Annotated in this window: 18 protein-coding genes, 1 tRNA gene and 1 riboswitch; of the genes, 2 read left to right on the top strand and 17 right to left on the bottom strand. The window is 70.6% G+C overall.

The window, feature by feature from the left end:
• Positions 1-30 precede the first annotated feature (30 nt).
• The 4 genes from CG723_RS36985 to CG723_RS36970 all read right to left on the bottom strand — a co-directional run bounded on the left by CG723_RS36985 (position 31) and on the right by CG723_RS36970 (position 3892).
• Positions 31-918 carry a Bax inhibitor-1/YccA family protein gene (locus CG723_RS36985; RefSeq protein WP_100597916.1) on the bottom strand — a complete coding sequence of 296 codons (888 nt, stop codon included), beginning with the start codon at positions 916-918 and terminating at the stop codon, positions 31-33.
• 67 nt (positions 919-985) lie between these two features.
• Entirely contained in the window at positions 986-2350 is a 1365-nt protein-coding gene (locus CG723_RS36980) for an MFS transporter (RefSeq protein ID WP_100597915.1), read from the bottom strand.
• A gap of 71 nt (positions 2351-2421) precedes the next feature.
• On the bottom strand, positions 2422-3597 hold the full coding sequence (locus tag CG723_RS36975) for a 4-hydroxybenzoate 3-monooxygenase (RefSeq protein WP_100597914.1): 1176 nt from the start codon (positions 3595-3597) through the stop codon (positions 2422-2424).
• A 211-nt stretch (positions 3598-3808) separates the two neighbouring features.
• Positions 3809-3892, bottom strand: a tRNA-Leu gene (locus CG723_RS36970).
• A gap of 391 nt (positions 3893-4283) precedes the next feature.
• Between CG723_RS36970 and CG723_RS36965 the strand changes: the two genes are divergently transcribed.
• The gene (locus CG723_RS36965) at positions 4284-5054 is read left to right on the top strand and encodes an ABC transporter ATP-binding protein (protein WP_100597913.1); all 771 of its coding nucleotides are present in this window, start codon (positions 4284-4286) and stop codon (positions 5052-5054) included.
• 72 nt (positions 5055-5126) lie between these two features.
• Positions 5127-7658, top strand: a complete 2532-nt coding sequence (locus CG723_RS36960; protein WP_100597912.1) for an ABC transporter permease — start codon at positions 5127-5129, stop codon at positions 7656-7658.
• A gap of 62 nt (positions 7659-7720) precedes the next feature.
• Here the strand turns inward: CG723_RS36960 and CG723_RS36955 are convergent, their stop codons facing one another.
• The 13 genes from CG723_RS36955 to CG723_RS36895 all read right to left on the bottom strand — a co-directional run bounded on the left by CG723_RS36955 (position 7721) and on the right by CG723_RS36895 (position 22546).
• Complete coding sequence (locus tag CG723_RS36955) at positions 7721-9019, bottom strand: SAM-dependent methyltransferase (RefSeq protein WP_100597911.1); 1299 nt, start codon at positions 9017-9019, stop codon at positions 7721-7723.
• 235 nt (positions 9020-9254) lie between these two features.
• Positions 9255-10652, bottom strand: a complete 1398-nt coding sequence (locus tag CG723_RS36950) for an NAD(P)/FAD-dependent oxidoreductase (protein ID WP_100597910.1) — start codon at positions 10650-10652, stop codon at positions 9255-9257.
• Positions 10653-11074: 422 nt separating this feature from the next.
• A complete protein-coding gene (locus tag CG723_RS36945; RefSeq protein WP_100597909.1) occupies positions 11075-12019 on the bottom strand; it encodes a Ppx/GppA phosphatase family protein in 945 nt (314 codons plus the stop codon).
• Positions 12016-12546 (bottom strand): DUF501 domain-containing protein, encoded by a 531-nt coding sequence (locus tag CG723_RS36940; protein ID WP_100597908.1) that lies wholly within the window; start codon positions 12544-12546, stop codon positions 12016-12018. Before CG723_RS36940 ends, CG723_RS36945 begins: the two co-directional genes overlap by 4 nt.
• 118 nt (positions 12547-12664) lie before the next feature.
• Positions 12665-13153 carry an FtsB family cell division protein gene (locus tag CG723_RS36935; protein WP_100597907.1) on the bottom strand — a complete coding sequence of 163 codons (489 nt, stop codon included), beginning with the start codon at positions 13151-13153 and terminating at the stop codon, positions 12665-12667.
• Between the two features lie 96 nt (positions 13154-13249).
• The gene (gene eno / locus CG723_RS36930) at positions 13250-14536 is read right to left on the bottom strand and encodes a phosphopyruvate hydratase (protein ID WP_100597906.1); all 1287 of its coding nucleotides are present in this window, start codon (positions 14534-14536) and stop codon (positions 13250-13252) included.
• Between the two features lie 320 nt (positions 14537-14856).
• The gene (locus CG723_RS36925; protein ID WP_100597905.1) at positions 14857-15534 is read right to left on the bottom strand and encodes a transglycosylase family protein; all 678 of its coding nucleotides are present in this window, start codon (positions 15532-15534) and stop codon (positions 14857-14859) included.
• A 4-nt stretch (positions 15535-15538) separates the two neighbouring features.
• Positions 15539-15710, bottom strand: a riboswitch (cyclic di-AMP (ydaO/yuaA leader).
• A gap of 169 nt (positions 15711-15879) precedes the next feature.
• Complete coding sequence (locus tag CG723_RS36920) at positions 15880-16857, bottom strand: LysM peptidoglycan-binding domain-containing protein (protein WP_100597904.1); 978 nt, start codon at positions 16855-16857, stop codon at positions 15880-15882.
• Between the two features lie 139 nt (positions 16858-16996).
• Positions 16997-18268: a cytochrome P450 family protein gene (locus tag CG723_RS36915; protein ID WP_100597903.1), complete on the bottom strand. Its 1272-nt coding sequence runs from the start codon at positions 18266-18268 to the stop codon at positions 16997-16999.
• A 228-nt stretch (positions 18269-18496) separates the two neighbouring features.
• On the bottom strand, positions 18497-19489 hold the full coding sequence (locus CG723_RS36910; protein WP_100597902.1) for a nucleoside triphosphate pyrophosphohydrolase: 993 nt from the start codon (positions 19487-19489) through the stop codon (positions 18497-18499).
• A gap of 47 nt (positions 19490-19536) precedes the next feature.
• Complete coding sequence (locus CG723_RS36905; protein ID WP_100597901.1) at positions 19537-20223, bottom strand: SurA N-terminal domain-containing protein; 687 nt, start codon at positions 20221-20223, stop codon at positions 19537-19539.
• A gap of 146 nt (positions 20224-20369) precedes the next feature.
• The gene (locus CG723_RS36900) at positions 20370-21854 is read right to left on the bottom strand and encodes a serine/threonine-protein kinase (protein WP_267893757.1); all 1485 of its coding nucleotides are present in this window, start codon (positions 21852-21854) and stop codon (positions 20370-20372) included.
• 50 nt (positions 21855-21904) lie between these two features.
• The gene (locus tag CG723_RS36895) at positions 21905-22546 is read right to left on the bottom strand and encodes a hypothetical protein (protein WP_100597900.1); all 642 of its coding nucleotides are present in this window, start codon (positions 22544-22546) and stop codon (positions 21905-21907) included.
• Between the last annotated feature and the right edge of the window lie 3 nt (positions 22547-22549).

Genomic DNA, 22549 nt, shown 5'->3' with positions numbered 1-22549 from the left:
CGGGCCCTTTCAGGTACTGCTGCCGGCTGATCAGTCGTTGCCCTGCAGGATCGCGATGAGGCGCAGGAACTCGAGGTAGATCCAGACCAGCGTCATCGTGAGGCCGAAGGCCGCGAGCCAGGCCTCCTCGCGCGGGGCGCCGTACGCGATGCCGTCCTCGACCTGCTTGAAGTCGAGGGCGAGGAAGCACGCGCCGAGCAGCACGCCGATGATGCCGAAGACGATGCCGAGGCCGCCGCTGCGGAAGCCGAGGCCGTCACCGCCGCCGAAGACGGAGAACAGCAGGTTCACCGCCATGAGCAGGATGAAGCCCATGGCCGCGGCCATCACGAAGCCGTAGAACCGGCGGTTGACCCGGATCCAGCCCGCCTTGTACGCGACGAGGACGGCCACGAAGACCGCCATCGTGCCGATCACGGCCTGCATGGCCGCGCCGCTCGCGATGCGGTTGTCGACGATGCTCGACAGGACGCCGAGGAAGACACCCTCGAGGCCCGCGTACGTGAGGATCAGCGCCGGGGAAGCCTTGCGCTTGAACGCCTGGACGAAGCCGAGCACCATCGCGATGAGGCCTGCGCCGATCGCGATGCCGTACGACTTGTTGATGTGCGCGTCGTCGACCGGCAGCAGCGCCCAGGCGAGCGCGGCCGTCACGACGAGGACGCCGAGTGTGGTGGCGGTGCGCATGACGACGTCGTCCATCGTCATGCGGCCGGTGGTGGCCGGGGCCTGCGGCGGAGCGCCGTACTGCAGGTCCTGCTGTGCGTAGGGATTCTGCGCGTACGGGTTGTCGCCGGCGTAGGGGTTCCCCTGTGTGCCGACTGCGGGTCCCCCGGCCTGCGGCTGCGCGTTGAAGCCCGCGTAGCCGTTGTCGCGGCTGAACCCCCGTCGCGAGAAGACCGGGTTACTGCTCCTCATCTCACTCCTCCATGGCCACCCTGCGCGGCCTTGCGCTCAAGGGTAATAGGCAGGCAAAGATCCCAGCCTAGTGCTCAGGGAGGATCTTTCCCATCCTGTTACCCGCAACGTCCGGGACATGCCCGGTGTTCCGCCGAACGAGCGGCACCAGGGAGATGGCGACGGCGCCGAGGACCGCGGCCGCGGCGAAGGTGGTGAAGCCGAGGCCCGCGTTGCCTCCGGCGACGACCGCGCCGCCCAGCCAGGGTCCGACGACGGCTCCGGTGCGGCCCACGCCGGTGATCCAGCCGAGGCCGGTGGCGCGCTGGCCGGGCGTGTATACGGAAGGGGCGGCCGCATAGACCATGACCTGGGCGGAGAACAGCCAGACGCCGGTGACGAAGACCAGGGCGTACGCGACGCCGAGCGGCAGGTGGGCGCGGAGCAGGAAGGCGCCGCAGGCTGTCAGGACGAACCACAGCGCGGACACCCTGGCCGCGCCGAACCGGTCGGCCGCGCGGCCCGCGACGAGCATGCCGACGATGCCGCCCGCGTTGATCACCATGAGGAAGGTGACGGACGAGGAGAGCGAGTACCCGGAGGCTCGCATCAGCTCGGGGAGCCAGGTGGAGACGCCGTAGACGAGGAGCAGGCCGGCGAAGGAGGCGACCCACAGGAGCGGGGTCGCGGCACGGGTGCCGGGTGCGAAGAGCGAGGCGACGGCGGCGAAGCGGCCCTTGGCGCCGGCGGCGGGGGCCTCGGCGCGGGTCGGCTCGGGCAGCCCGTAGCGGGCGGCGACGGTGTTCGCGTCGGCGGTACGCCCCTTGGCGAACAGGACGGCCGGGGACTCGGGCAGCCACTTCAGGACGAGGGGGACGGCTATGACGGCCGGGATGACGCCGGCCCAGAAGACGACGCGCCAGCCGTGGTCGGGGCCGAGCGCGAGGCCGAGGCCCGTCGCGGCCATGCCGCCCGCGTGGTACGAGGTCATCATCAGACCGGTGGCGAGGGCGGCCCTGCGGGGCGGGGCGAACTCGGCGACGATCGCGAGCCCGATCGGCATCAGGCCGCCGAGGCCGAGCCCGGCGAGGAAGCGGCCCCCGCCGAACACGGCGGCGCTCGGGGCGAGCGCGCACACGGCGGAGCCTGCGGAGAAGAGGACGACGGAGCCGGTGACCATCGGCTTGCGGCCGAGCCAGTCGGTCAGCGTGCCGCAGCCGAGCGCGCCGATCAGCATGCCGAACGTGGTCCAGGAGCCGATCGTGCCGGCGGTGGAGGCGGTGAAGCCGAAGCCCTTGTCGTCGAGCAGGTGCGGCATGACGGCGCCGTAGATGTTGACGTCCATGCCGTCGAAGAAGACGACGAGCCAGCACAGGGCGATGACGGGGGCGACGGCCCTGAAGGTGCGGGGCGGGGAGGGTATGGCGGTGCCGTGGGAGGTGTCGGGGGACATGAGCACTCACTTCGTCGTGGGTACGCGGGGACGGGTGTGCGGCGGTTCGTGAACGGTGTGGTGGTGCGGGCTCAGTCGAGGGGGAAGCCCGTGTAGCCCTCGGCGAGGTCGGTCCCGGCGGCGGGCGAGGCCGTGATCCGGTCGAGGTGGGCGCGCTGGATGCGGTCGTCGAAGGGCGTCGCGTCGGGGGCGCGGTGCAGCATCGTCGTCATCGCGTACGAGAACCGCTCGGCCTGCCAGACGCGGCGCAGGCAGGTCGGTGAGTAGGCGTCGAGGCGCTCGGTGGAGCCGGTCTTCTGGCGGTGCGCCAGGGCGCGGGCGAAGGTGACGACGTCGCCGACGGCGAGGTTGAGGCCCTTGGCGCCGGTCGGCGGGACGATGTGGGCGGCGTCCCCGGCGAGGAAGAGCCGTCCGTGGCGCATCGGCTCGTGGACGTAACTCCTCATCGGTGTGACGGACTTGGAGGTGATGGTGCCGCGCTCCAGCTTCCAGCCGTCGGCGGTCTCCAGGCGGCGGTCGAGTTCGTCCCAGATCTCCTCGTCGCTCCAGTCGTGGGCGTTCGTCGCCTCGGGGACCTGGAGGTAGGCGCGGGTCACGGACGGGGAGCGCATGGACAGGAGGGCGAAGCCACGGTCGTGGCGGGCGTAGACCAACTCGTCGTGGGACGGGGCGACATCGGCGAGGATGCCGAGCCAGCCGAAGGGGTACGTGCGCTCGAAGACCTGAGAGACGTCGGCGGGTACGGCCTTGCGGCCCACGCCCCACGAGCCGTCGCAGGCGACGACGTAGTCGCAGTCGAGGACGTCCTCGCGGCCCTCGTGGCGGAAGCGGACGCTCGGGCGGTCGGTCTCGGCGCCCTCGACGGCCAGCGCCTCCGCCTCGAAGAGCAGCGGGCCTCCCTCGGCGAGCTGGAGGGCGATGAGGTCCTTGCACACCTCGGTCTGGGCGTAGACCAGCACGGACCTGCCGCCGGTCAGGGCGGGGAAGTCGACGCGGTGGCGGCGCCGGTCGAAGCGCAGCTCGATGCCGTCGTGCGGGAGGCCCTCGCGGTCCATGCGCTCCGCCGCACCCGCCGCGCGCAGTACGTCGACGGTGCCCTGCTCCAGGATCCCGGCGCGCTGACGCTGTTCGACGTACGCGCGGTCACGGCTCTCCAGGACGACGGAGTCGATTCCGGCGTTGTGCAGGAGCCGGGCGAGGAGCAGTCCGGCGGGGCCCGCTCCGATGATGCCGACGGTGGTGCGCATGAGTACCTTCTTTTTCGTTCAGCCTTGTTCGCGTGGTGAACTTTCGTTCATAAAGTGCTCAGCGGAGTCTCCGCCCGGCTCGATGTGCTGTCAACGGTTCCGGGCCGCAGAAAACAGCGCCGGGGCACAGAAAAAGGCCGCGGCGATCGGATTCGATCGGCACGCGGCGACAGGAAACGGCTCAGCCGGGAGCGGCAGGGGAAGTGGGAGGTGCCCGGAACCGGACTTGAACCGGTACGCCCGCGAAGGGGCAGCGAGGTTTAAGCTCGCCGTGTCTGCATTCCACCATCCGGGCAGACCGTGGGCTCCGCAACGAGGTTCCGAGCCTATCGGGACAGATCCCCCGAACAGCGGAACGCCCGCTCGATGTTGTCTTATTTTATTGACGCCTGAGGGTGCATCAGACCACGGTAGCCGCCATCAGCACATGCCGCAGGCCCTTCCACGGCCCTTGGCGCCCTCGCCCCCGTCACCGTGGATTGACGGGATTTCACCTCCCGCGGTGATCTTCGCTCTCAGGGTCGTGGGTCATCCCCAGGTATGACCCGACCGGCTCCGGTCCCTCCGAAGTCGCCCCCAGGAACCGGAACAGCGGCTGACGTCACGGCCCTCTACGGCCACGACGATGGAGAGGTCCCTCCAACGGGACCCCGTCCCCACCCGTCGTCCGACAGGAGCACCCTTCCGTGACCACCACCCCCATCGCCGGCAAGGCCACCGCAGTGGCCGCGCGCGCCACGGATCTGTCCAAGGTCTACGGACAGGGCGAGACCCAGGTGGTCGCCCTCGACCGGGTCTCCGTCGACTTCCGCCAGGCCGAGTTCACCGCGATCATGGGCCCCTCCGGGTCCGGCAAGTCGACCCTGATGCACTGCGTCGCCGGCCTCGACAACTTCTCGTCGGGCTCCGTGCGCATCGGCGACACCGAGCTGGGATCCCTCAAGGACAAGCAGCTCACCAAGCTCCGCCGGGACAAGATCGGCTTCATTTTCCAGGCGTTCAACCTGCTGCCCACCCTGACGGCCCTGGAGAACATCACGCTCCCCATGGACATCGCGGGCCGCAGGGCGGACAAGCAGTGGCTGGAGAACGTGATCGCGATGGTGGGCCTGTCCGACCGGCTCGGCCACCGGCCCTCGGAGCTCTCCGGCGGCCAGCAGCAGCGCGTGGCCGTGGCCCGCGCCCTCGCCTCCCGGCCCGAGATCATCTTCGGTGACGAGCCGACCGGGAACCTGGACTCGCGCTCCGGCGCCGAGGTCCTCGGCTTCCTGCGCAACTCCGTACGCGAGCTGGGCCAGACCGTCGTCATGGTCACCCACGACCCGGTCGCCGCCGCCTACGCGGACCGCGTGATCTTCCTCGCCGACGGCCGCGTCGTCGACGAGGTGTACGCCCCGACGGCCGACTCGGTCCTGGACCGCATGAAGCAGTTCGACGCCAAGGGCCGTACCAGCTGACGCCCGCCCGCACAGCCGCCGCCCCGCCGCCGCCTCGACGCCTCGTCGCCGTACCCCTGGACTGAGTAACCCATGTTCCGTACCGCCTTGCGCAATGTGTTCGCGCACAAGGCCAGGCTCCTGATGACCGTGCTCGCCGTCATGCTCGGCGTCGCCTTCGTCTCCGGCACCCTGGTCTTCACCAACACCATCTCCGACGCCTTCCAGAAGAGCTCCGCCAAGGGCTTCGACCAGGTCGACGTCGCCGTCACGCCCGAGATCGCCGAGTCGAAGGGCGACAAGGTCGCCGAGGACCCGAAGCTCACGCAGGCCACCCTCGACCGGGCCGCGAAGACGCCGGGCGCCGCGTCCGCCATCGGCGTCGTCAGCGGCTTCGCGGCCGTCGCCGACAAGGACGGCAAGCTCGTCGGCAACGGCTTCTCCACCCAGGGCGCCAACTACTGGGGGGACAACGACCCGCGCTACCCGCTCAAGAGCGGCAGGGCCCCCAGCGGCAAGGGCGAGGTCGCGCTCGACTCGCAGACCGCGAAGCGCGCGGGCTACAAGGTCGGCGACACCGTACGGATGTCCATCGACGGGCCCGTCCTGACGCCCACCGTCACCGGCATCTTCACCACCGAGGACGGCAACGTCGCGGCCGGCGGCAGCCTCGCCCTGTTCGACACGGCGACCGCGCAGCAGCTCCTGCACAAGCCGGGCTCGTACGACGAGATCGACGTCAAGGCCGCCGCCGGCACCAGCCAGGCCGCCCTGCGGAGCGCGCTCGACAAGGCTCTGCCGAAGGACCAGGCCAAGACCACGACCGGCAAGCAGCTCGCCGACGACCAGGCCGAGCAGATCTCCTCCAGCATGAGCTCCATGAAGTCGAGCCTGCTGGTCTTCGCCGGGATCGCGCTCTTCGTCGGCGTCTTCATCATCGCCAACACGTTCACGATGCTCGTCGCCCAGCGCACCAAGGAACTCGCGCTCATGCGGGCCGTCGGCGCCTCGCGCAAGCAGGTCACGCGCTCCGTCCTCGCGGAGGCGTTCATCGTCGGCGCGGTCGCGGCGGTCACCGGTCTGGCGGCGGGCATCGGCATCGGCGCCGGGATGCGCTCCCTGATGGGCGCGACCGACGCGCAGATCCCCGACGGACCGCTCGTGGTCTCGCCCGGCACGATCGCCACGTCCCTCGTCGTCGGCGTCGTCATCACGATGCTGGCCGCATGGCTGCCGGGCCGCCGCGCCGCGAAGATCCCGCCGGTCGCGGCGATGAGCAGCGTGCACGCCACGGCGACCACCCGCTCCCTCGTCGTACGGAACACGATCGGCGCGCTGTTCGCGGCGGCCGGCATCGCCGCCTCCCTCTACGCCACGACGATGAGCGACGGCACGTCGGCGCAGGCCCCCCTGGGCCTCGGCGCGGGCCTCCTCGTGATCGGTGTCTTCGTCCTCACCCCGCTGCTCTCGCGTCCGCTGATCGCGGCCGCGGGGCCGGTCCTGCGCGTCTTCGGGGTCTCCGGAAAGCTGGCCCGCCAGAACGCCGTCCGCAACCCGCGCCGCACCGCCGCGACCGCCTCCGCCCTGATGATCGGCCTCACGCTGATCACCGGCATGACGGTCATCGCGGGCAGCGCCCAGCAGGCCATCGACAAGATGGCGTCGTCCGCCCTCAAGGCCGACTACGTCGTCTCCATGGCGAACATGAACTCCCTGTCCCCCGAGGTCGCCGGCAAGCTCGCCGAGGTCGACGGAGTCACCGCCACCAGCGGCCTGAGCAACTCGCCCTCGCGCATCGACGGGCAGACCGAGTTCCTGACCGGCGTCAACGGCGCGACCATCGGCTCGCTGACCGACCTCAAGGTCGACAGCGGCACCTTCCGGATCGGCGGCCGTGACGTCGTCGTGGACGACAAGACCGCGAAGGACCACGGCTGGCACACCGGTTCGACGTTCACCACGAACTTCGAGGACGGCAAGAAGCAGCAGCTGGCCGTCGCCGGGGTCTACGAGGGCAACGACATGATGCGCGGCATCATGCTGGACTCCGCCGTCCTGACCCCGCACGTCACGGACCCGTCCGACATGCAGGTCATGGTGAAGACCGACGGCGGCACGTCCGCGGCCGCCAAGGACCGCATCGAGAAGGCGCTCGGCGACAACCCGGCGATCCTCGTCCAGGACAAGCAGGACATCTCCAACGCGATCTCGAAGATGTTCACGCTGATGCTGAACATGCTCTACGGCCTGCTTGCCATGGCGGTCATCGTCGCCGTCCTCGGCGTCATCAACACCCTCGCCATGTCCGTCTTCGAGCGCTCGCAGGAGATCGGCATGCTGCGCGCGATCGGCCTCGACCGCAAGGGCATCAAGCGCATGGTGCGCCTGGAGTCCCTGGTGATCTCGCTGTTCGGCGGCGTCCTGGGCGTCGGCCTCGGCGTGTTCTTCGGCTGGGCGGCGGGCAAGCTGATGGCGACGTCCCTGACGACGTACGAGCTGGTCCTGCCCTGGGGCCGGATCGGGATCTTCCTCGCGCTGGCCGCCCTCGTCGGCATCCTGGCGGCCCTGTGGCCGGCCCGCCGCGCGGCGCGGCTGAACATGCTCGCGGCCATCAAGTCGGAGTAGCGATACGGCGGATGGGGCGCACCGGCCGAGTGCCGGTGCGCCCCATCCGTGTGTCCGGGCCGTCAGTTCCAGGTACGCGCCCGCAGGGGCATACCCGGGTCGCCCGACAGGGGCGTCTTCACGGCGAGGATCTGGTTCACCCCGATCTTGTTGCGCTCGAAGCTCAGCGCGCACGCGGCCATGTAAAGGCGCCAGATGCGGGCCCGGCCGGGGCTCGTGAACTTCACGGCCGCGGGCCAGGCGGCCTCCAGGTTGGCCACCCAGCGGCGCAGCGTGAGCGCGTAGTGCTCCCGGATCGCCTCCAGGTCCCTGACCTCGAAGCCGGCCCGCTCCAGGAGCCCGGTGGTCGTGCCGACCGGCGCGAGCTCCCCGTCCGGGAAGACATACGCGTCGATGAACTCGTCGACCTCGTACGTCGACTCGTCCTTCTGGGGGCGTCGGCCGATCTGGTGGTTGAGGAGCCTGCCGCCCGGCTTGAGGAGGGCGTAGAGCGCCTCGGCGTACTCCAGGTACCGCTCCGAGCCGACGTGTTCGGCCATGCCGATGGACGAGATCGCGTCGAAGGGCCCGTCGCGCACGTCGCGGTAGTCCTGGACCCGGATCTCCACACGGTCGGTGAGCCCCTCCTCGGCGACCCGCTTACGGGCGTACGCGGCCTGCTCCTGCGAGAGCGTCACGCCGACGACGCTGACGTCGTACTCGCGGGCGGCGTGGATGGCCATGGAGCCCCAGCCGCAGCCGACGTCGAGCAGGCGCTGACCGGGCGCCAGGCCGAGCTTGCGGGAGATGAGTTCGAGCTTGTCGCGCTGGGCGTCCTCGAGGGTGCCGTCCGGCGAGGCCCAGTACGCGCACGAGTAGACCATCGAGGGGCCGAGCACCAGCTCGTAGAAGTCGTTGCCGACGTCGTAGTGGTGACTGATGGCCCGTCGGTCGCTGCGCTTGGTGTGCAGATGCAGGCGGCCGTGCCTGCGCATCTCCTCACCGGGCGGGGCGGGCGGCAGGAAGGGTCCGGCGAGCTTGACCAGCTCGGCTACGGCGGCCCTGACCCTGGGCTCCTTCAGGGCCTCGACGAGGCTCCTGCTGTCCTCCTCGGGGCGCTCCCAGATGAGTCCGGCCATCCGGCCGAGGGCGTCGTACAGATCGCCCTCCACGTCCAGGTCACCGGCCACCCAGGCACGGGCCAGGCCGAGTTCTCCCGGCTTCCACAACAGGCGGCGCAGGGCGCGGCGGTTGCGTACGACGAGAGTGGGTCCGGCGGGCGGCCCGGCCTCCGAACCGTCCCAGGCGCGAAGCCTGACGGGGAGCGGTACTCCGAGTAGCTGTTCGGCGAGGTTCTTGAGCCGCTGTGCGGCGTCCTGCATGGCGCACACCTCCGTGATGGGAGACGATCCCGGAATCGTCCAACACCACGTAAACACCAACGGGCCGCTCTCGCAGTCCCGTTACTGCGTTACGGATCGGCAAAATACATGTAGCGGGCATGCATATCGGCGTGCCGGGGCGGTTTCCGGCGGTCCCGGGCGGCTCCAGGAACGCCGAAGGGGCGCTCGCACCACGGATGGCGAGCGCCCCTTCAGGGGTGTTACTGGACCGGGGTCAGGAGGCCTTGGCCTTCTCCTCGACCTTCGGAGCCTCGGCGACGGCCGGGGCCGGCGCCGGCTTGGCGGCCTCGTAGAACTCCTCGCGGGGAGACTCGAGGGCACCGAGCGCGGTGATGTCGCGCTTCTGGAACATGTTGAGCGTCCACTCGGCGATCACACGGGTCTTGCGGTTCCAGGTCGGCATGGCGAGCCCGTGGTAGCCACGGTGCATGTACCAGGCGAGACGGCCCTTGAGCTTGATCTTCATCTTGCCCATGACGATCATCGCGACGCCCTTGTGCAGGCCGAGACCCGCCACCGCGCCCTTGTTGCTGTGGCTGTACTCCTTCTGCGGGAAGCCCCGCATGCCGGAGACCACGTTGTCGCCGAGGACCTTGGCCTGGCGCATGGCGTGCTGGGCGTTCGGCGGGCACCAGGCGCGCTCGGCCGGCGTGCCGTTCTTGACGGCCACCAGGTCCGGGACCTGGGCGTTGTCGCCCGCGGCCCAGATGTAGTCGCTGCCCTGCACCTGGAGGGTGGTCTGGGTGTCCACGTGGCCGCGGGGGCCGAGCGGGAGACCGAAGCGCGCGAGGGCCGGGTTCGGCTTGACGCCGGCGGTCCACACGACGGTGTTGGAGTCGACCTCGAGGCCGTTGCTGAGCACGACGTGACCGTCGACGCAGGACGGCATCGTGGTCTTCAGGTAGACCTCGATACCGCGGGACTCCAGGTGCTTCCTGCCGTACGTGCCGAGCTCGGGGCCGACCTCGGGCAGCACCTTGTCGGCGGCGTCGACGAGCACGAAGCGCATGTCCTCGCGCTTCACGTTCTTGTAGAACTTGGCCGCGTCGCGCGCCAGGTCCTCGACCTCACCGATCGTCTCGGCGCCCGCGAAGCCACCGCCGACGAACACGAAGGTGAGCGCCTTGCGGCGGATCTCCTCGTCGTTCGTGGACTCGGCCTTGTCGAGCTGCTCGAGCACGTGGTTGCGCAGGCCGATGGCCTCCTCGACGCCCTTCATGCCGATGCCGACCTCGGCGAGGCCCGGCGTCGGGAAGGTGCGGGAGACCGCGCCGAGCGCGATCACCAGGTAGTCGAAGGGAACCTCGTACGCCTCGCCGACGAGCGGGGCGACCGTGGCGACCTTGCGGTCCTGGTCGATGGTGGTGACCCGCCCGGTGAGAATCTCGGCTCCGGGCACAGCGCGTCGCAGCGGGACGACGACGTTGCGCGGCGAGATGCTGCCGGCGGCGGTTTCGGGGAGGAAGGGCTGGTAAGTCATGTACGAGCGCGGGTCCACGACCGTGACGGTCGCTTCCGCATAACGCATCTTCTTGAGAATGCGTCGTGCTGCGTACAGGCCTACGTACCCACCGCCTACTACGAGGATCCTGGGACGCTCCGTGGTGCTCATGCCATCGAGTATCCACCTGTCCGGAGGGGGTCGCTCGTGCGCCCCTTCACAAGCATGGAGAGGGCCTCTGCTACACTTCGCCGCCCACGTGACGGACGTCATGGCCCCAGCGGGGAACCACGGTATAACGCCGGTCGTTCCACACCCCTGTTGAGCTGCCGCTCCGAGCATTTGGCGGGGGTGGACCACTCGCCCGGTTCATCTGTCCGAAACAAGTCTGGAACGCCCCGCGCGTCAGCCGCCAGGGCCCCAGGACCCCCTTCCGCGGGCCATCTGACCCGGAACCTCGCCCAACGGGGCCGAATTCCTTGTGAAGAACTTCACGAACTTTCCCGACGGGGTGTCGCCGGAGCGTGTCGCCCCCCTCCAGGAAGAGGCCGGGAGAGGGGTCTTGGAGGGGCCGGGCACCTTGGACGGGCAGGCTAGGCGATCGACCAGGCGATGCCGTCGAGGATGTCGTGCTCGCTCACCACGACCTCCTTGGCGCCGATCCACTCCATGATCAGGCGCAGCACCAGTGCGCCGGAGGCGATGACGTCGACACGGCCCGGGTGGATGACCGGGTTCAGGGAGCGCTGGTCGTGCGTGGACGTCAGCAGCCAGTCCGTGAGCTCGGCGACGCGCTCGTAGGAGATACGGGAGTGGTGGATGGCCACCGAGTCGTACTCGGTCAGGCCGAGCGCGAGGGCGGCGACCGTCGTCACGGAGCCGGCGAGGCCGACGAGCGTGCGGGCCGCGGTCAGCGGGACGGTCTGCGTCACGAGGTCGAGGGCCGCGACGACGTCCTCGCGGATGGCCTCGATCTGCGCGGGCGTCGGCGGGTCGGTGACCTGGCCGTCCTCCCCCACGAGGTGGCGCTCCGTCATACGGACACAGCCGATGTCGACGGAGCGCGCGGCCACGACCGTGTCCTCGCCGACGACGAACTCCGTCGAGCCGCCGCCGATGTCCACGACCAGGTAGGGCTTGTCGAGGTCGGCCCGGCCCGTCAGCTCCTTCGTCGCGCCGGTGAAGGAGAACTCGGCCTCCTGGTCACCGGTGATGACCTCGGGCTCGACGCCCAGGATGTCCATGACCCCGCGCACGAAGTCGTCCCGGTTCTCGGCGTCGCGGGAGGCGGACGTGGCCACGAACCGGATCTTCTCGGCGCCGTGCGCCTTGATGGCCTCGGCGTACTCGCGGCAGGCCGCGAAGGTGCGCTCCAGCGCCTCGGGCGCGAGCCGTCCCGTGCGGTCCACGCCCTGCCCGAGCCGCACGATCGTCATGCGGCGGTCCAGGTCGACGAGTTCGCCCGTCACGGGGTCGGCGTCGGCGACGAGCAGGCGGATCGAGTTCGTGCCGCAGTCGACGGCGGCGACCCTGGTCACTCGCTCTCCTCGGGCGCGGCCGACACGCACGGGCCCTTCGCCCACCACTCGGGCAGCATCGCGATGGCCTCGTCGCCGAGCGGGTTCACACCCGGGCCCGCGGCCAGGGAATGGCCGACCAGGACGTGCAGGCACTTCACCCGGTCCGGCATGCCGCCCGCGCTCGGGAAGCCCTCGAGGACCTCGATGGCGTCGCGGCGCGCGATGTAGTCCTCGTGCGCCTTGCGGTACGCGTCCGCGAGCTCGGGGTCCGTCGAGAGGCGCTCCGTCATCTCCTTCATGACGCCGTTCGCCTCCAGGGTGCCGATCGCGGACGCGGCGCGCGGGCACGTGAGGTAGTACGTCGTCGGGAAGGGCGTGCCGTCCTCGAGGCGCGGGGCCGTCTCGACCACGTCCGGGTTGCCGCACGGGCAGCGGTGCGCGATGGCCCGCAGGCCGCGCGGCGGGCGGCCGAGCTGCTCCTTGAACGCCTGGATGTCGGCGTCCGTGGGCGTGGTCGGCTCGGTCTGGGGCGGGGGCGTGTCCATGCCTGGGGGCTTTCCTTCAGTGAACTTCGGTGGGGGTACTACGGGTTCGGGCTTGGGGCTTCGGGCTTGCGGCTTGGGCTTCGGCTTGGGCTTCGGCTTCGGGCGTTGGTGAGACGGGTCAGTTGTCGGGGCGGTCGGCCTTGTCGACACCGTCCCAGACGTTCGAGTACCAGGGCCGGCCCGCCGCGCCCTGCTCGGAGCGGGTGCGCTTCGCCGCGTCGGGGTCGCGCGCGATGTAGCCCGTCTCGCCCGGCATCACCAGGTGGAGCCGGTCGCGGATCCGCTGCTCCGCGTACGAGTCGTCCTGCCAGCGTGCCTTCTCGTCGCGCAGCCTGTCGACCCTGCTCTGCGCCTCCTGCTGCTGGCGCTGGAGGTCGGCGATCTCCCCGCGCTGGGAGACGTACTGCCTTATGGGGTAGGCGAGCGCGACGACCAGGGTGCACAGGACGAGGGCCAGGAGTGCCGCGCGACTGGTGAGGCGCGAGCGGCGGGCCTGACGTCTGGTCTGGGAGCGGTAGACGCGCTCGGCGGTCTGCTCGCCGAGCAGACGCAGCCGGGTCGCGGTGGAGAACCGGTCACGGTCCCTGTCCCGGACTCTCCCGGCCATCTTCGCGCCTCCCCTTTACGTGCGTACGTCCCCGCACACGGTACGGGACCGGGTGCGGGGACGTACGTACGACGCTTCTACCGAAGCCTGTGTGGCTCAGCCCTTGAAGCGGGGAAATGCGCTGCGGCCGGCGTAGACCGCGGCGTCGTCGAGGATCTCCTCGATGCGCAGGAGCTGGTTGTACTTGGCGACGCGGTCCGAGCGGGCCGGGGCGCCGGTCTTGATCTGGCCGCAGTTCACCGCGACGGCGAGGTCTGCGATGGTGACGTCCTCGGTCTCGCCGGAGCGGTGGGACATCATGCACTTGAAGCCGTTGCGCTGGGCCATCTCGACGGCGTCCAGGGTCTCGGTCAGCGAACCGATCTGGTTGACCTTGACGAGCAGGGCGTTGGCGGAGCCCTCCTCGATGCCGCGGGCGAGGCGCTCGGGGTTGGTGACGAAGAGGTCGTCGCCGACGATCTGGACCTTGTCGCCCAGCTTCTCGGTGATGACGTTCCAGCCGGCCCAGTCGTCCTCGTACAGCGGGTCCTCGATGGAGACCAGCGGGTACGCGGAGACGAGCTCCTCGTAGTACTCGGTCATCTCGGCGGCCGAGCGGGACTTGCCCTCGAACTCGTACTTGCCGTCCTTGTAGAACTCGGACGCGGCGACGTCGAGGGCGAGCCCGATCTGCTCGCCGGGGACGTAACCGGCCTGCTTGATGGCCTCGACGATGAGGTCGAGAGCCTCGCGGTTCGAGCCGAGGTTCGGGGCGAAGCCGCCCTCGTCGCCCAGGCCGGTGGACAGGCCCTTGGTCTTCAGCACCTTCTTGAGGGTGTGGTAGACCTCGGCGCCCCAGCGAAGGGCCTCGGAGAAGGACTCCGCGCCGATCGGCGCGATCATGAACTCCTGGATGTCGACGTTGGAGTCGGCGTGCGACCCACCGTTGAGGATGTTCATCATCGGGACGGGCAGCAGGTGCGCGTTCGGGCCGCCGAGGTAGCGGAACAGCGGCAGGTCGCTGGCCTCGGAGGCGGCGTGCGCGACGGCGAGGGAGACGCCGAGAATGGCGTTGGCGCCGAGCGAGCCCTTGTTGTCGGTGGCGTCCAGGTCGAACATCGCCTGGTCGATCAGGCGCTGCTCGGTGGCGTCGTAGCCGACGAGCTCCGGGCCGATCTGCTCGATGACGGCGAGGACGGCCTTCTCGACGCCCTTGCCCTGGTAGCGGTTCGGGTCACCGTCGCGGAGTTCGATGGCCTCGAACGCGCCGGTGGACGCACCGGACGGGACAGCGGCACGACCGGTGCTGCCGTCGTCGAGGCCGACCTCGACCTCGACCGTGGGGTTGCCTCGGGAGTCCAGGATTTCCCGGGCTACGACGACGTCGATGGACGGCACGAGCATCTCCTTCTGGGATGTGACGCAACTACGCCGGGCCGCATGGTCCGGCAACACCTGAGCCTATCCGGCTCCAGGCATCGGCCAGCCGACCGACCGGCCCGTGGACAAAACCGAGAGCGAATTGTTTCCGAACGGAACAAAAAGTCCCGGCCGACAACGGACGAAAGCCCAGGACCCCTCACACACCAAAGCCCCGCCCCGGGCGCGACGGGGGAATGCGCACCCGGGGCGGGGAGTCCTTGGGGGGGGAACCTGGCGTGGTACCGGCCGTCCGCCGAAAGCCGGTACCCGAGCGGCCTGGGGGGCCGCTGCTCCTCTCTTACTTACTTGAGGTGGAGCTGCTGGCCCGGGTAGATCAGGTCGGCGTCCTTGACGATGTCCTTGTTCAGCTTGAAGAGCTTCGCCCAGCCGCCCTTGGTGTCGTGCGCCTCGGCGATGGTGCTGAGCGTGTCTCCGGCCTTCACCTTGTACTCGCCGTCACCCTTCTTGACCTTCTTGCCGGCCGGGGTCTCGACGGTCTTCTTCGACTCCTGCTTCGCGGCAGGCGCCTTGCGCTCCTGGCTGCGGGTGGTCGGCTGCTCGGCCTTGCGCTCCGGCTGCGGGGCGGCGGCCGGGGCGGAGCCGGTCGAGGCGGCGGACAGGCCCACGCCGCAGCTCGGCCAGGCACCCTTGCCCTGGCTGGCCAGGACCTTCTCGGCGACGGCTATCTGCTGCGCCTTGGAGGCCTTGTCGGCGGTGGAGGCGTACGCGGTGCCGCCGTACGCGGCCCACGTGGACGAGGAGAACTGGAGGCCGCCGTAGTAGCCGTTGCCCGTGTTGATCGACCAGTTGCCGCCGGCCTCGCACTGCGCGACCGCGTCCCACTCGGAGGCGGTGGCGGCGGAGGCGCCGGTGGCACCCATCAGCGGGACGGCGACAGCGGCACCGGCGACACCGGCGAGCGTGGCGACGCGAACGGCCTTGGACGGGCGGCGGTGCTTGCCCTTGCTGGAAAACAGCATCGAGAGATCCCCTCACCGACGCCTACGAGGTGAGCTGTCGGGTTCGGGCCGGATGAGTGCCCGGTCGCACGTCCTGCGTGCGACTTAACCCCAAGCCGGTCGTCCGGCCGTCTCTCAACGGCCGGGGCCGGCACTTACCTTGGGTCCCCCGCTCCTGCCTACGGCGCTTACGCGACGACTGTTCCCGTACGGACATTGGCAGGATTCGGCGTGACATCCGACGGGGCCCGCTGTGGCGAGCGGTGATGACCGTAAGCAGTGGATCGCCGGAATTTCAAAGACGATCAGGGCCTTTGAGACCCATCTCTCACTCTCGCCAAAGCGGACATTCAGCCCGAACTGCCGCTACTTTTCGCCCGATTCGAGCCCAAGATCCAGACTCTGACCAGGAAGGATGAGGTCCGGGTCGGCACCCACCGTCTTCTTGTTCTCGGCATACAGAGCGGCCCATCCGCCGTCCACGTCATGGGTGTCGGCGATGTCCCAGAGGTTGTCGCCGGCGCGCACGGTGTAGGCGCCTTCGTCCTGATTCGCCTGCTTGCGCCCGCTTTCGTCGCCGCGTGAGGCATGGCGGCCCGAGCCGTCGTCGGCGCGCAAGGAGTCTGCGGTGTCGTCCGCGGCGGCGTCGCCGCGATGTCGGCCGGAGGCGGGCGGAGTGGCCGCGTCCGAGCCGGCGGAGGCCTCCGGCGAGGGCGTCGCGGGGGTCGAAGTCGAGCCATCCCGGCCGGACTTGTCACTCTTGGAGTCATCCGAGGTGTTACCCGCGGTATCACCCGACTTGTCGTGATTCTTCTCTCGGGAGGTGTCCTTCGCGCCCGAGGAAGCGGAGTCCGACGGCTCGTCGCTCGCGTCCCCCTTCGCGGCGCCGTCCGCCGCGTCGTCGCTCCCGGAGTCACCGGCCGACGGGGTCGGCAGGGCCGCCCCGGGGTCGACGTCGGCGGCGGCGGCGTCCGCCGTGAGCCCCGAGGTGACCGAGCAGACCGGCCACGCCCGCGGGCCCTGGTCGGCGAGGACCTTCTCGGCGACGGCGATCTGCTGCGAGCGGCTGGCCTGGTCGGCGCGCGGCGCGAAGTCGAGGCCGCCGTAGTTCTCCCAGGTCTCCTGGGAGAACTGGAGCCCGCCGTAATAGCCGTTGCCCGGATCGGCGCTCCAGGAGCCGCCGCTCTCGCACTCGGCGAGCTTGTCCCATGTGGCCGTCGACGCGGCGCTCGCGCTGGTCGCGCCGAGCAGAGGGATCGCGATGGCGGAGCCGGCCACTCCCGCGGCGACGATGAGCGCGGGAGCCTGGCGGGGGCGACGGTGACGACCGTTCCCGGTGAGCATGGAGGCGCCTTTCGGTGGCTCGGGGAATGCTGCGGCGGGTGGTGCCGCGATGACTGGTGAACGTAGCGGGAGTCGAACGCTTGTCACAAGTCGATGCAGCGGAGATCACGTGAAAGTCACAGTCTTGACGGTCCGTCAGTTACAGGGCTTTGTCCGGGCCCTCCTGATGCGGCGTGAACTCGACCGGAAGTGTGCGCAATCCCCGCATGATGAGCCCGCCGCGCCAGCGCAAATCGGCAGGTTCTCCCGCGAGTCGCAGGTCCGGAAGGCGCGTCAGAAGCGTCGCGAGGGCGGTCTGTCCCTCCAGGCGCGCGAGGGGCGCGCCGAGGCAGTAGTGGATGCCGTGCCCGTATCCGAGGTGCTGATTGTCACGCCGGGACAGGTCGAGGGTGTCGGGCTCCTCGAAGCGCGCCGGGTCGCGGTCCGCGGCGGCGAGCACGACGAGGACGGGGTCGCCGGCGGAGATGTCCTGTCCTCCGACGGTCAGCGGCTCGGTCGCGAAGCGCCAGGTGGCGAGCTCCACCGGGCCGTCGTAGCGCAGGAGTTCCTCGACGCCGGTCTCGAGGAGGCCCGATTCGCCCCTTTCCAGGGAGAGTTGCAGGCGCTCGCGCTGCTCGGGGTGGGTGAGCAGGGCGTATGTGCCGTTGCCGATGAGGTTGATGGTGGTTTCAAAACCGGCAAAGAGGAGGATGAAGGCCATCGCGGCGGCCTCGTTCTCCGTCAGATGCTCGCCGTGGTCGGAGGCGCGGATAAGGCCGGAGATCAGGTCGTCGCCGGGCTCGTCGCGCTTGCGGTGGATGAGCTCGACGAGATAGTTCCGGATCTTCTTCACGGAGCGGGCGACCCCGCCGCGCGGGCCGCCCCCGTGGCGGATCATCATGCCCGCCCAGTCCCGTAGGTCGTCCTGGTCCTCGCGCGGGACGCCGAGCAGGTCGCAGATCGCGTAGATGGGGAGCGGGAAGGCGAAGTCGTGGATGAGGTCCGCCTCGCCCTTGGCGGCGAACTCGTCGATGAGCCGGTCGGTCAACTCCTGTACCCGGGGCGCGAATTCGGCCACCCGGCGCGGGGTGAAGGCCTTCGAGACGAGGCGGCGCAGGCGGGTGTGGTCCGGCGGGTCGATATTGAGCAGATGCGTCATCAGCTCGGCCTTGCGCTCGCCCGGAATGCCGGTCTTGCCCTTGGCGTGGGCGGGCTCGTCGTGGTGCGCCGGGTTCTTGGACAGGCGCTGGTCGGCCAGCGCCTGCTTCGCGTCCGCGTACCGCGTGACCAGCCAGGCCTCGACGCCACTGGGGAGCGTGGTGCGGTGAACGGGCGAGTGCTCGCGCAGCCAGGCGTAGGCCGGGTACGGATCGGTGGCGAACTCCCAGGTGAAGAGTTCGGGAGCGGTGCGCTGCGCGGGCTTTTCGGTCACGCGTCGACGGTATCCGGCGCGGGGCGGCCCGTTGGCCGGACCCCACCGCCGACCGGCTCTGGGGCCTGCCTTCACACTCCCGTCGTCCGCCCGAGGGCGGGCCCCGCGGCGTCTGGTGCGTGCGACTGCAAAGCGGAGGAGGGCGTCTACGCGGAGCATCGGCAACCGACGACAACGCCGCAGATACGCGTCCAGACACCGGGGCAGGCGCGAATGTGAAGACAGGCCCTAGGCCAGCCCCTCCGCCGCGCGGATCGCGTCCCGGTACGCCCGGGCCGCCGCCCGCAGCGCTGCTTCCGGGTCGACTCCGTCGGACTCGGCTCGCAGGGCGAGGGCGAGCAGTTCGTAGCCGACGCCGTCGCCGCCCGGCGCCGGCACGTCGAGGCCGGCCGTGCGGACGCGGGACCCCAGCTTCGCCGCGAGTGCGAGGCCGGGCTGGCCGACCGGCACCCCGTCCGTGACGGACTCGCGCTGCTTCTCCACGGCCTTCGTGCGCAGCCAGTGCTCCTTCACGTCCTCGGGCGTGAGCGCCGTGTCGTCGCCGAAGACGTGCGGGTGGCGGTGGATGAGCTTCTCGACGATGCCGCCGGCGACGTCGTCCACGGAGAACGCCTCGTCCCCTTCCTCGCCGGAGGCCTCCTCGGCGATCCGGGCGTGGAAGACGACCTGCAGGAGTACGTCCCCGAGCTCCTCGCGCAGTTCGTCCCGGTCGCCGTCCTCGATCGCCTCGACGAGTTCGTACGCCTCCTCGATCGCGTACTTCGCGAGGCCCTTGTGGGTCTGCTGCGAGGACCACGGGCACTCGCGGCGGATGCGGTCCATGACCTGGACCAGGTCGAGGAGGCGGGCGCCCGGCAGGTCGTAGGAGGCCGGGAGCAGTTCCAGGTCGGGCATCGCGACGCGGCCCGACCCGGCGAGCGCGGCGAGGCCGTCGGTCAGGCGCCGGTCGCCCTCGGCGGTAGCGACGACCACGACGGTGCGGCCCCCGGCACAGGCGTCGACGAGCTCACTGGCGGTCGGCGCGGCCTCCCGCACCTCGATGCCGGCCTCCCGCAGATACGGCAGCTGCGGGTGCGCGGCGTCGGCGCACAGCACCTCGTCGGCGGCGTGCAGGAGCTGCCAGGCCGACCACGACAGCAGGCCGGGCGCGACGCGGTGGCTGGTGGTGAGCAGGACGATGCGGCCGGTCGGGGCGGCGGTGGGTGCGTTCTCGGCGTTCACGCCTCGAACGTAACCCAGGCCGCCTGCCGCGCACCGGGCGAGAGGCCCTACGCCGTCTGCTGCTCGGTCTTCGGGGACGTGACCTCGCGCACCCAGGGTGTCTTCGCGTCGGCGCGGCCATGGCTCTTGGCGATGTCCCAGGTGCCGTAGCGCGGGTTCAGGTCGACGTTCAGCTCCTTGGATGCCTGGTCGAGCGCCTTCCAGAAGGGGGCCTGGTCGGTCTCGGACTGGGACTGCATGTTCGCGCCGACCTTCTGGGCAAGGCCCATCACCTCGAGGTCGGTGCGGGCGCTGTCCGCGATGCGCTCGGGCGCGATGCTGTACTGCTCGAGCAGGGCGAGCTCGAGCTGCCGGGCGCCGCCGGCCTGCTGCGCCATCGCGGCTTTCCGCTCCTGGATCTGCCTGCGGGTCACCGTGACGCCCGCGTCGGCGGCCGCGCGGTGCAGGACGCGGTCGAAGACCATGGAGTGCAGCGTGTTCCGGGTGAGGCCGCCGGACTTGGCGATGGCCTGCTCGTACTGCTGGTCGTCCTTGGTGGCGGCCTGCTGGGCGTCGCGCACCTCGTTCACCCGGTTCTCCAGCTGGGAGACGGTGATGCGGTCGCTGCCCACGACGGCCGCGGCGCCGGGGTGCGCGTCGCTGCCGCAGGCGGTGAGGAGGGGGACCGCGGCTACGGCGGCGGTGGAGAGGACGAACGCGGTGCGGCGGCTGTTGCTGCTCTTGCGGCGGTGCAAGGTGGGCCTCCCTGCGACGAGTTTGTGCGTCGGTGCACAAAGTCCGGCGGTGATCGATGTTAGGCAGTGGCCGTGCTCTCGGCCACCTATTCGACCCAACGATTCGCCAGGAGTTGAGGTACTCCCCGCGCCCGGCCCGCCCCGGCTCAGCCCCGGACCTGCCCCAGCCACTGCAAGGTGCGGCGGATTTCGGCCGGGAACGGGTGTCCCGGCCCGTGCAGGCGCTCCGCGTCGTGCAGGAGGCGTACGAGGGTGTCGTGGGCGGCGGCCCGGTCGCCGAGCGCGAGGAGCAAGTGGCCGATGCGGCGCCGGACTTCGAGGGGCAGCGTGACGTCCGTCGTCGCGTACTGGTTCTCGTAGTACGGGAGCAGCGCCCGGTATTCGGCGAGTGCGGCGGCCGGTTCGCCGAGCTGTTCCAGGCACTGCGCGGCCTCGTAGCGGAACTGGAGGGACTGCGGGTCGGCCTGGCCCGCCTCGGTGGCGCGCTCGTCGGCGAGGCGGCGCAGCTCGGGCAGGGCGCGGCGGTACTGGCCGTCGTCCATGAGCGTGGCGGCGTACTGCTTGCGCAGCGTGCGGACGACCGGTGAGTGCTCGCCGTGCTGGGCCGCGGCGGCGGGCAGGATCGCGCCGAGGATGTCGACGGCCTGGGTGATGCGGCCCTCGCCGAGGAGGCGCTTGACCTCGTCGACGGCGCCCGCGACGTCCGGCTTGTCGGTGTGGGGGGTGGGCGCGGCGGGCTGCGGGGCGGGGGTGCGGGCGCGGTCGGGCCAGGGGGCGTGCGGGCGCAGGAAGGGGCGGGTCGGGTCGAGCGGGCCGCCGTTCGGCACGCCGCGCGCGGGCAGCAGCGGGAGCAGGGCCTCGTACGTCTCCTGGGCGGAGGCCGGCCGGTGCTGCGGGTCCTTGGCGAGCAGGCGCAGGACGAGGGCCTCCAGGGGTTCGGGGACCTCGGGACGCAGCCGGCGCACGGGCAGGGGCGGCTCGTAGAGGTGGCGGTGCAGGACCCCGAGGGCGGTGGAGCCCGCGAACGGGACGTCTCCGCTGAGGAGTTCGTGCAGCAGCACCCCGAGCGCGTACAGGTCCGTGTAGGGGCCCACCGCGCCGCCCATGGCCTGTTCGGGCGCCATGTAGGCGGGGCTGCCGATGGGGGAGCCGGTGTGGGTGAGGCGGGTGGTGTCGGTGTCGAGCACGGAGGCGACGCCGAGGTCGAGGACGGTGACGGTGCCGTCCTGCTTGACCATCACGTTCCGCGGCTTGAGGTCGCGGTGCACGATCGGCACGGCGTGCACCGCGCACAGGACGGCGCACAGCTGGGCCGCGACGGAGACCGCCCACTGCCACGGGTAGGGGTCGTGCTCGGCGAGGTGGTCGGAGAGGTCGGCCCCGTCGACGTACTGCATGACGAGGTAGAGGTCTTCGCCCTGGGTGCCCGCGTCGTGGACGGTGACCAGGCCGGGGTGATCGACCTGGGCCGTGACGCGGCACTCGCGCACGAAGCGGCGGCGCAGCTCGTCGGCCTCCTGGCCGGCGACACGGTCGGGGCGCAGCAGCTTCACGGCGACGCGCCGGTCGAGCCGCTGGTCGTACGCCGTCCAGACCTGGCCCATGCCGCCCTGGCCTATGAGGGTGGACAGCTCGTAGCGCCCGGCGACGAGTTGTCCGCCGGACGCGTTCAGGGGGTGCGTCACCGTCCGCCTTCCTGCTTTCGCAGGTAGTCGCTGAGTTCGTCGAGCTCCGCGCGGACCTGGTCGATGCGGTGGGGCGGCGGCGTCTGGGTCTGCGGTGCGGGGGTGGGCACGGGTGTGGGGGCCGGGCCCGCGGTCTGGGTGAGCTGGTCGTGCACGGGCTGTGTCGACGGCGGCGTGGGCGGCGCGTAGTGCTGCTGCGGGAACCCGTACGCGGGCCGCTGGTGCGGCTGCTGCTGGAGCGGCAGCTGCTGCGGCTGGTATCCGTTCGCGTAGCCGCCGCCGTAGAACCCGAGGCGCTCCTTGCGGCCGTGGCGGATGTCGGCCACCAGGTAGTACGAGACGACTCCGGCGAGCGTGATCAGGAGGATCGTCATGCCCGCGTCGCCCCGCCACGTCGTGAACTCGTCGACGCCCGGGTCCGTGGCGAGCAGCGCGACCGTGCAGGTCTGGAGCGCGGCGCCGGACGCGAAGACGATCCAGTCCGTCCTGCTGCGCGTCGTCAGCGCGAGACGCAGCAGCGCCGTCCACGCGAGGAAGCCGATGCTCAGCACGGCGAGCGCCACGAACAGGACGCGCAATCCGATCTGCACGCCATGCGACGGGCGCTGTGGCGGTGGCATGTAGCCCTGGCCGTGCATGGT

Source organism: Streptomyces sp. CB01635 (assembly GCF_002803065.1).
GTDB lineage: Bacteria > Actinomycetota > Actinomycetes > Streptomycetales > Streptomycetaceae > Streptomyces.
This window is presented reverse-complemented; position numbering and strand designations above follow the sequence as displayed.

What these genes read in the sequence shown, in the direction of transcription:
- CG723_RS36985 (WP_100597916.1), bottom strand. Translation starts at nt 918, where the DNA reads ATGAGGAGCAGTAACCCGGTCTTCTCGCGACGGGGGTTCAGCCGCGAC.
- CG723_RS36980 (WP_100597915.1), bottom strand. Translation starts at nt 2,350, where the DNA reads ATGTCCCCCGACACCTCCCACGGCACCGCCATACCCTCCCCGCCCCGC.
- CG723_RS36975 (WP_100597914.1), bottom strand. Translation starts at nt 3,597, where the DNA reads ATGCGCACCACCGTCGGCATCATCGGAGCGGGCCCCGCCGGACTGCTC.
- CG723_RS36960 (WP_100597912.1), top strand. Translation starts at nt 5,127, where the DNA reads ATGTTCCGTACCGCCTTGCGCAATGTGTTCGCGCACAAGGCCAGGCTC.
- CG723_RS36955 (WP_100597911.1), bottom strand. Translation starts at nt 9,019, where the DNA reads ATGCAGGACGCCGCACAGCGGCTCAAGAACCTCGCCGAACAGCTACTC.
- CG723_RS36950 (WP_100597910.1), bottom strand. Translation starts at nt 10,652, where the DNA reads ATGAGCACCACGGAGCGTCCCAGGATCCTCGTAGTAGGCGGTGGGTAC.
- CG723_RS36940 (WP_100597908.1), bottom strand. Translation starts at nt 12,546, where the DNA reads ATGGACACGCCCCCGCCCCAGACCGAGCCGACCACGCCCACGGACGCC.
- CG723_RS36935 (WP_100597907.1), bottom strand. Translation starts at nt 13,153, where the DNA reads ATGGCCGGGAGAGTCCGGGACAGGGACCGTGACCGGTTCTCCACCGCG.
- eno (WP_100597906.1), bottom strand. Translation starts at nt 14,536, where the DNA reads ATGCTCGTGCCGTCCATCGACGTCGTCGTAGCCCGGGAAATCCTGGAC.
- CG723_RS36925 (WP_100597905.1), bottom strand. Translation starts at nt 15,534, where the DNA reads ATGCTGTTTTCCAGCAAGGGCAAGCACCGCCGCCCGTCCAAGGCCGTT.
- CG723_RS36920 (WP_100597904.1), bottom strand. Translation starts at nt 16,857, where the DNA reads ATGCTCACCGGGAACGGTCGTCACCGTCGCCCCCGCCAGGCTCCCGCG.
- CG723_RS36895 (WP_100597900.1), bottom strand. Translation starts at nt 22,546, where the DNA reads ATGCACGGCCAGGGCTACATGCCACCGCCACAGCGCCCGTCGCATGGC.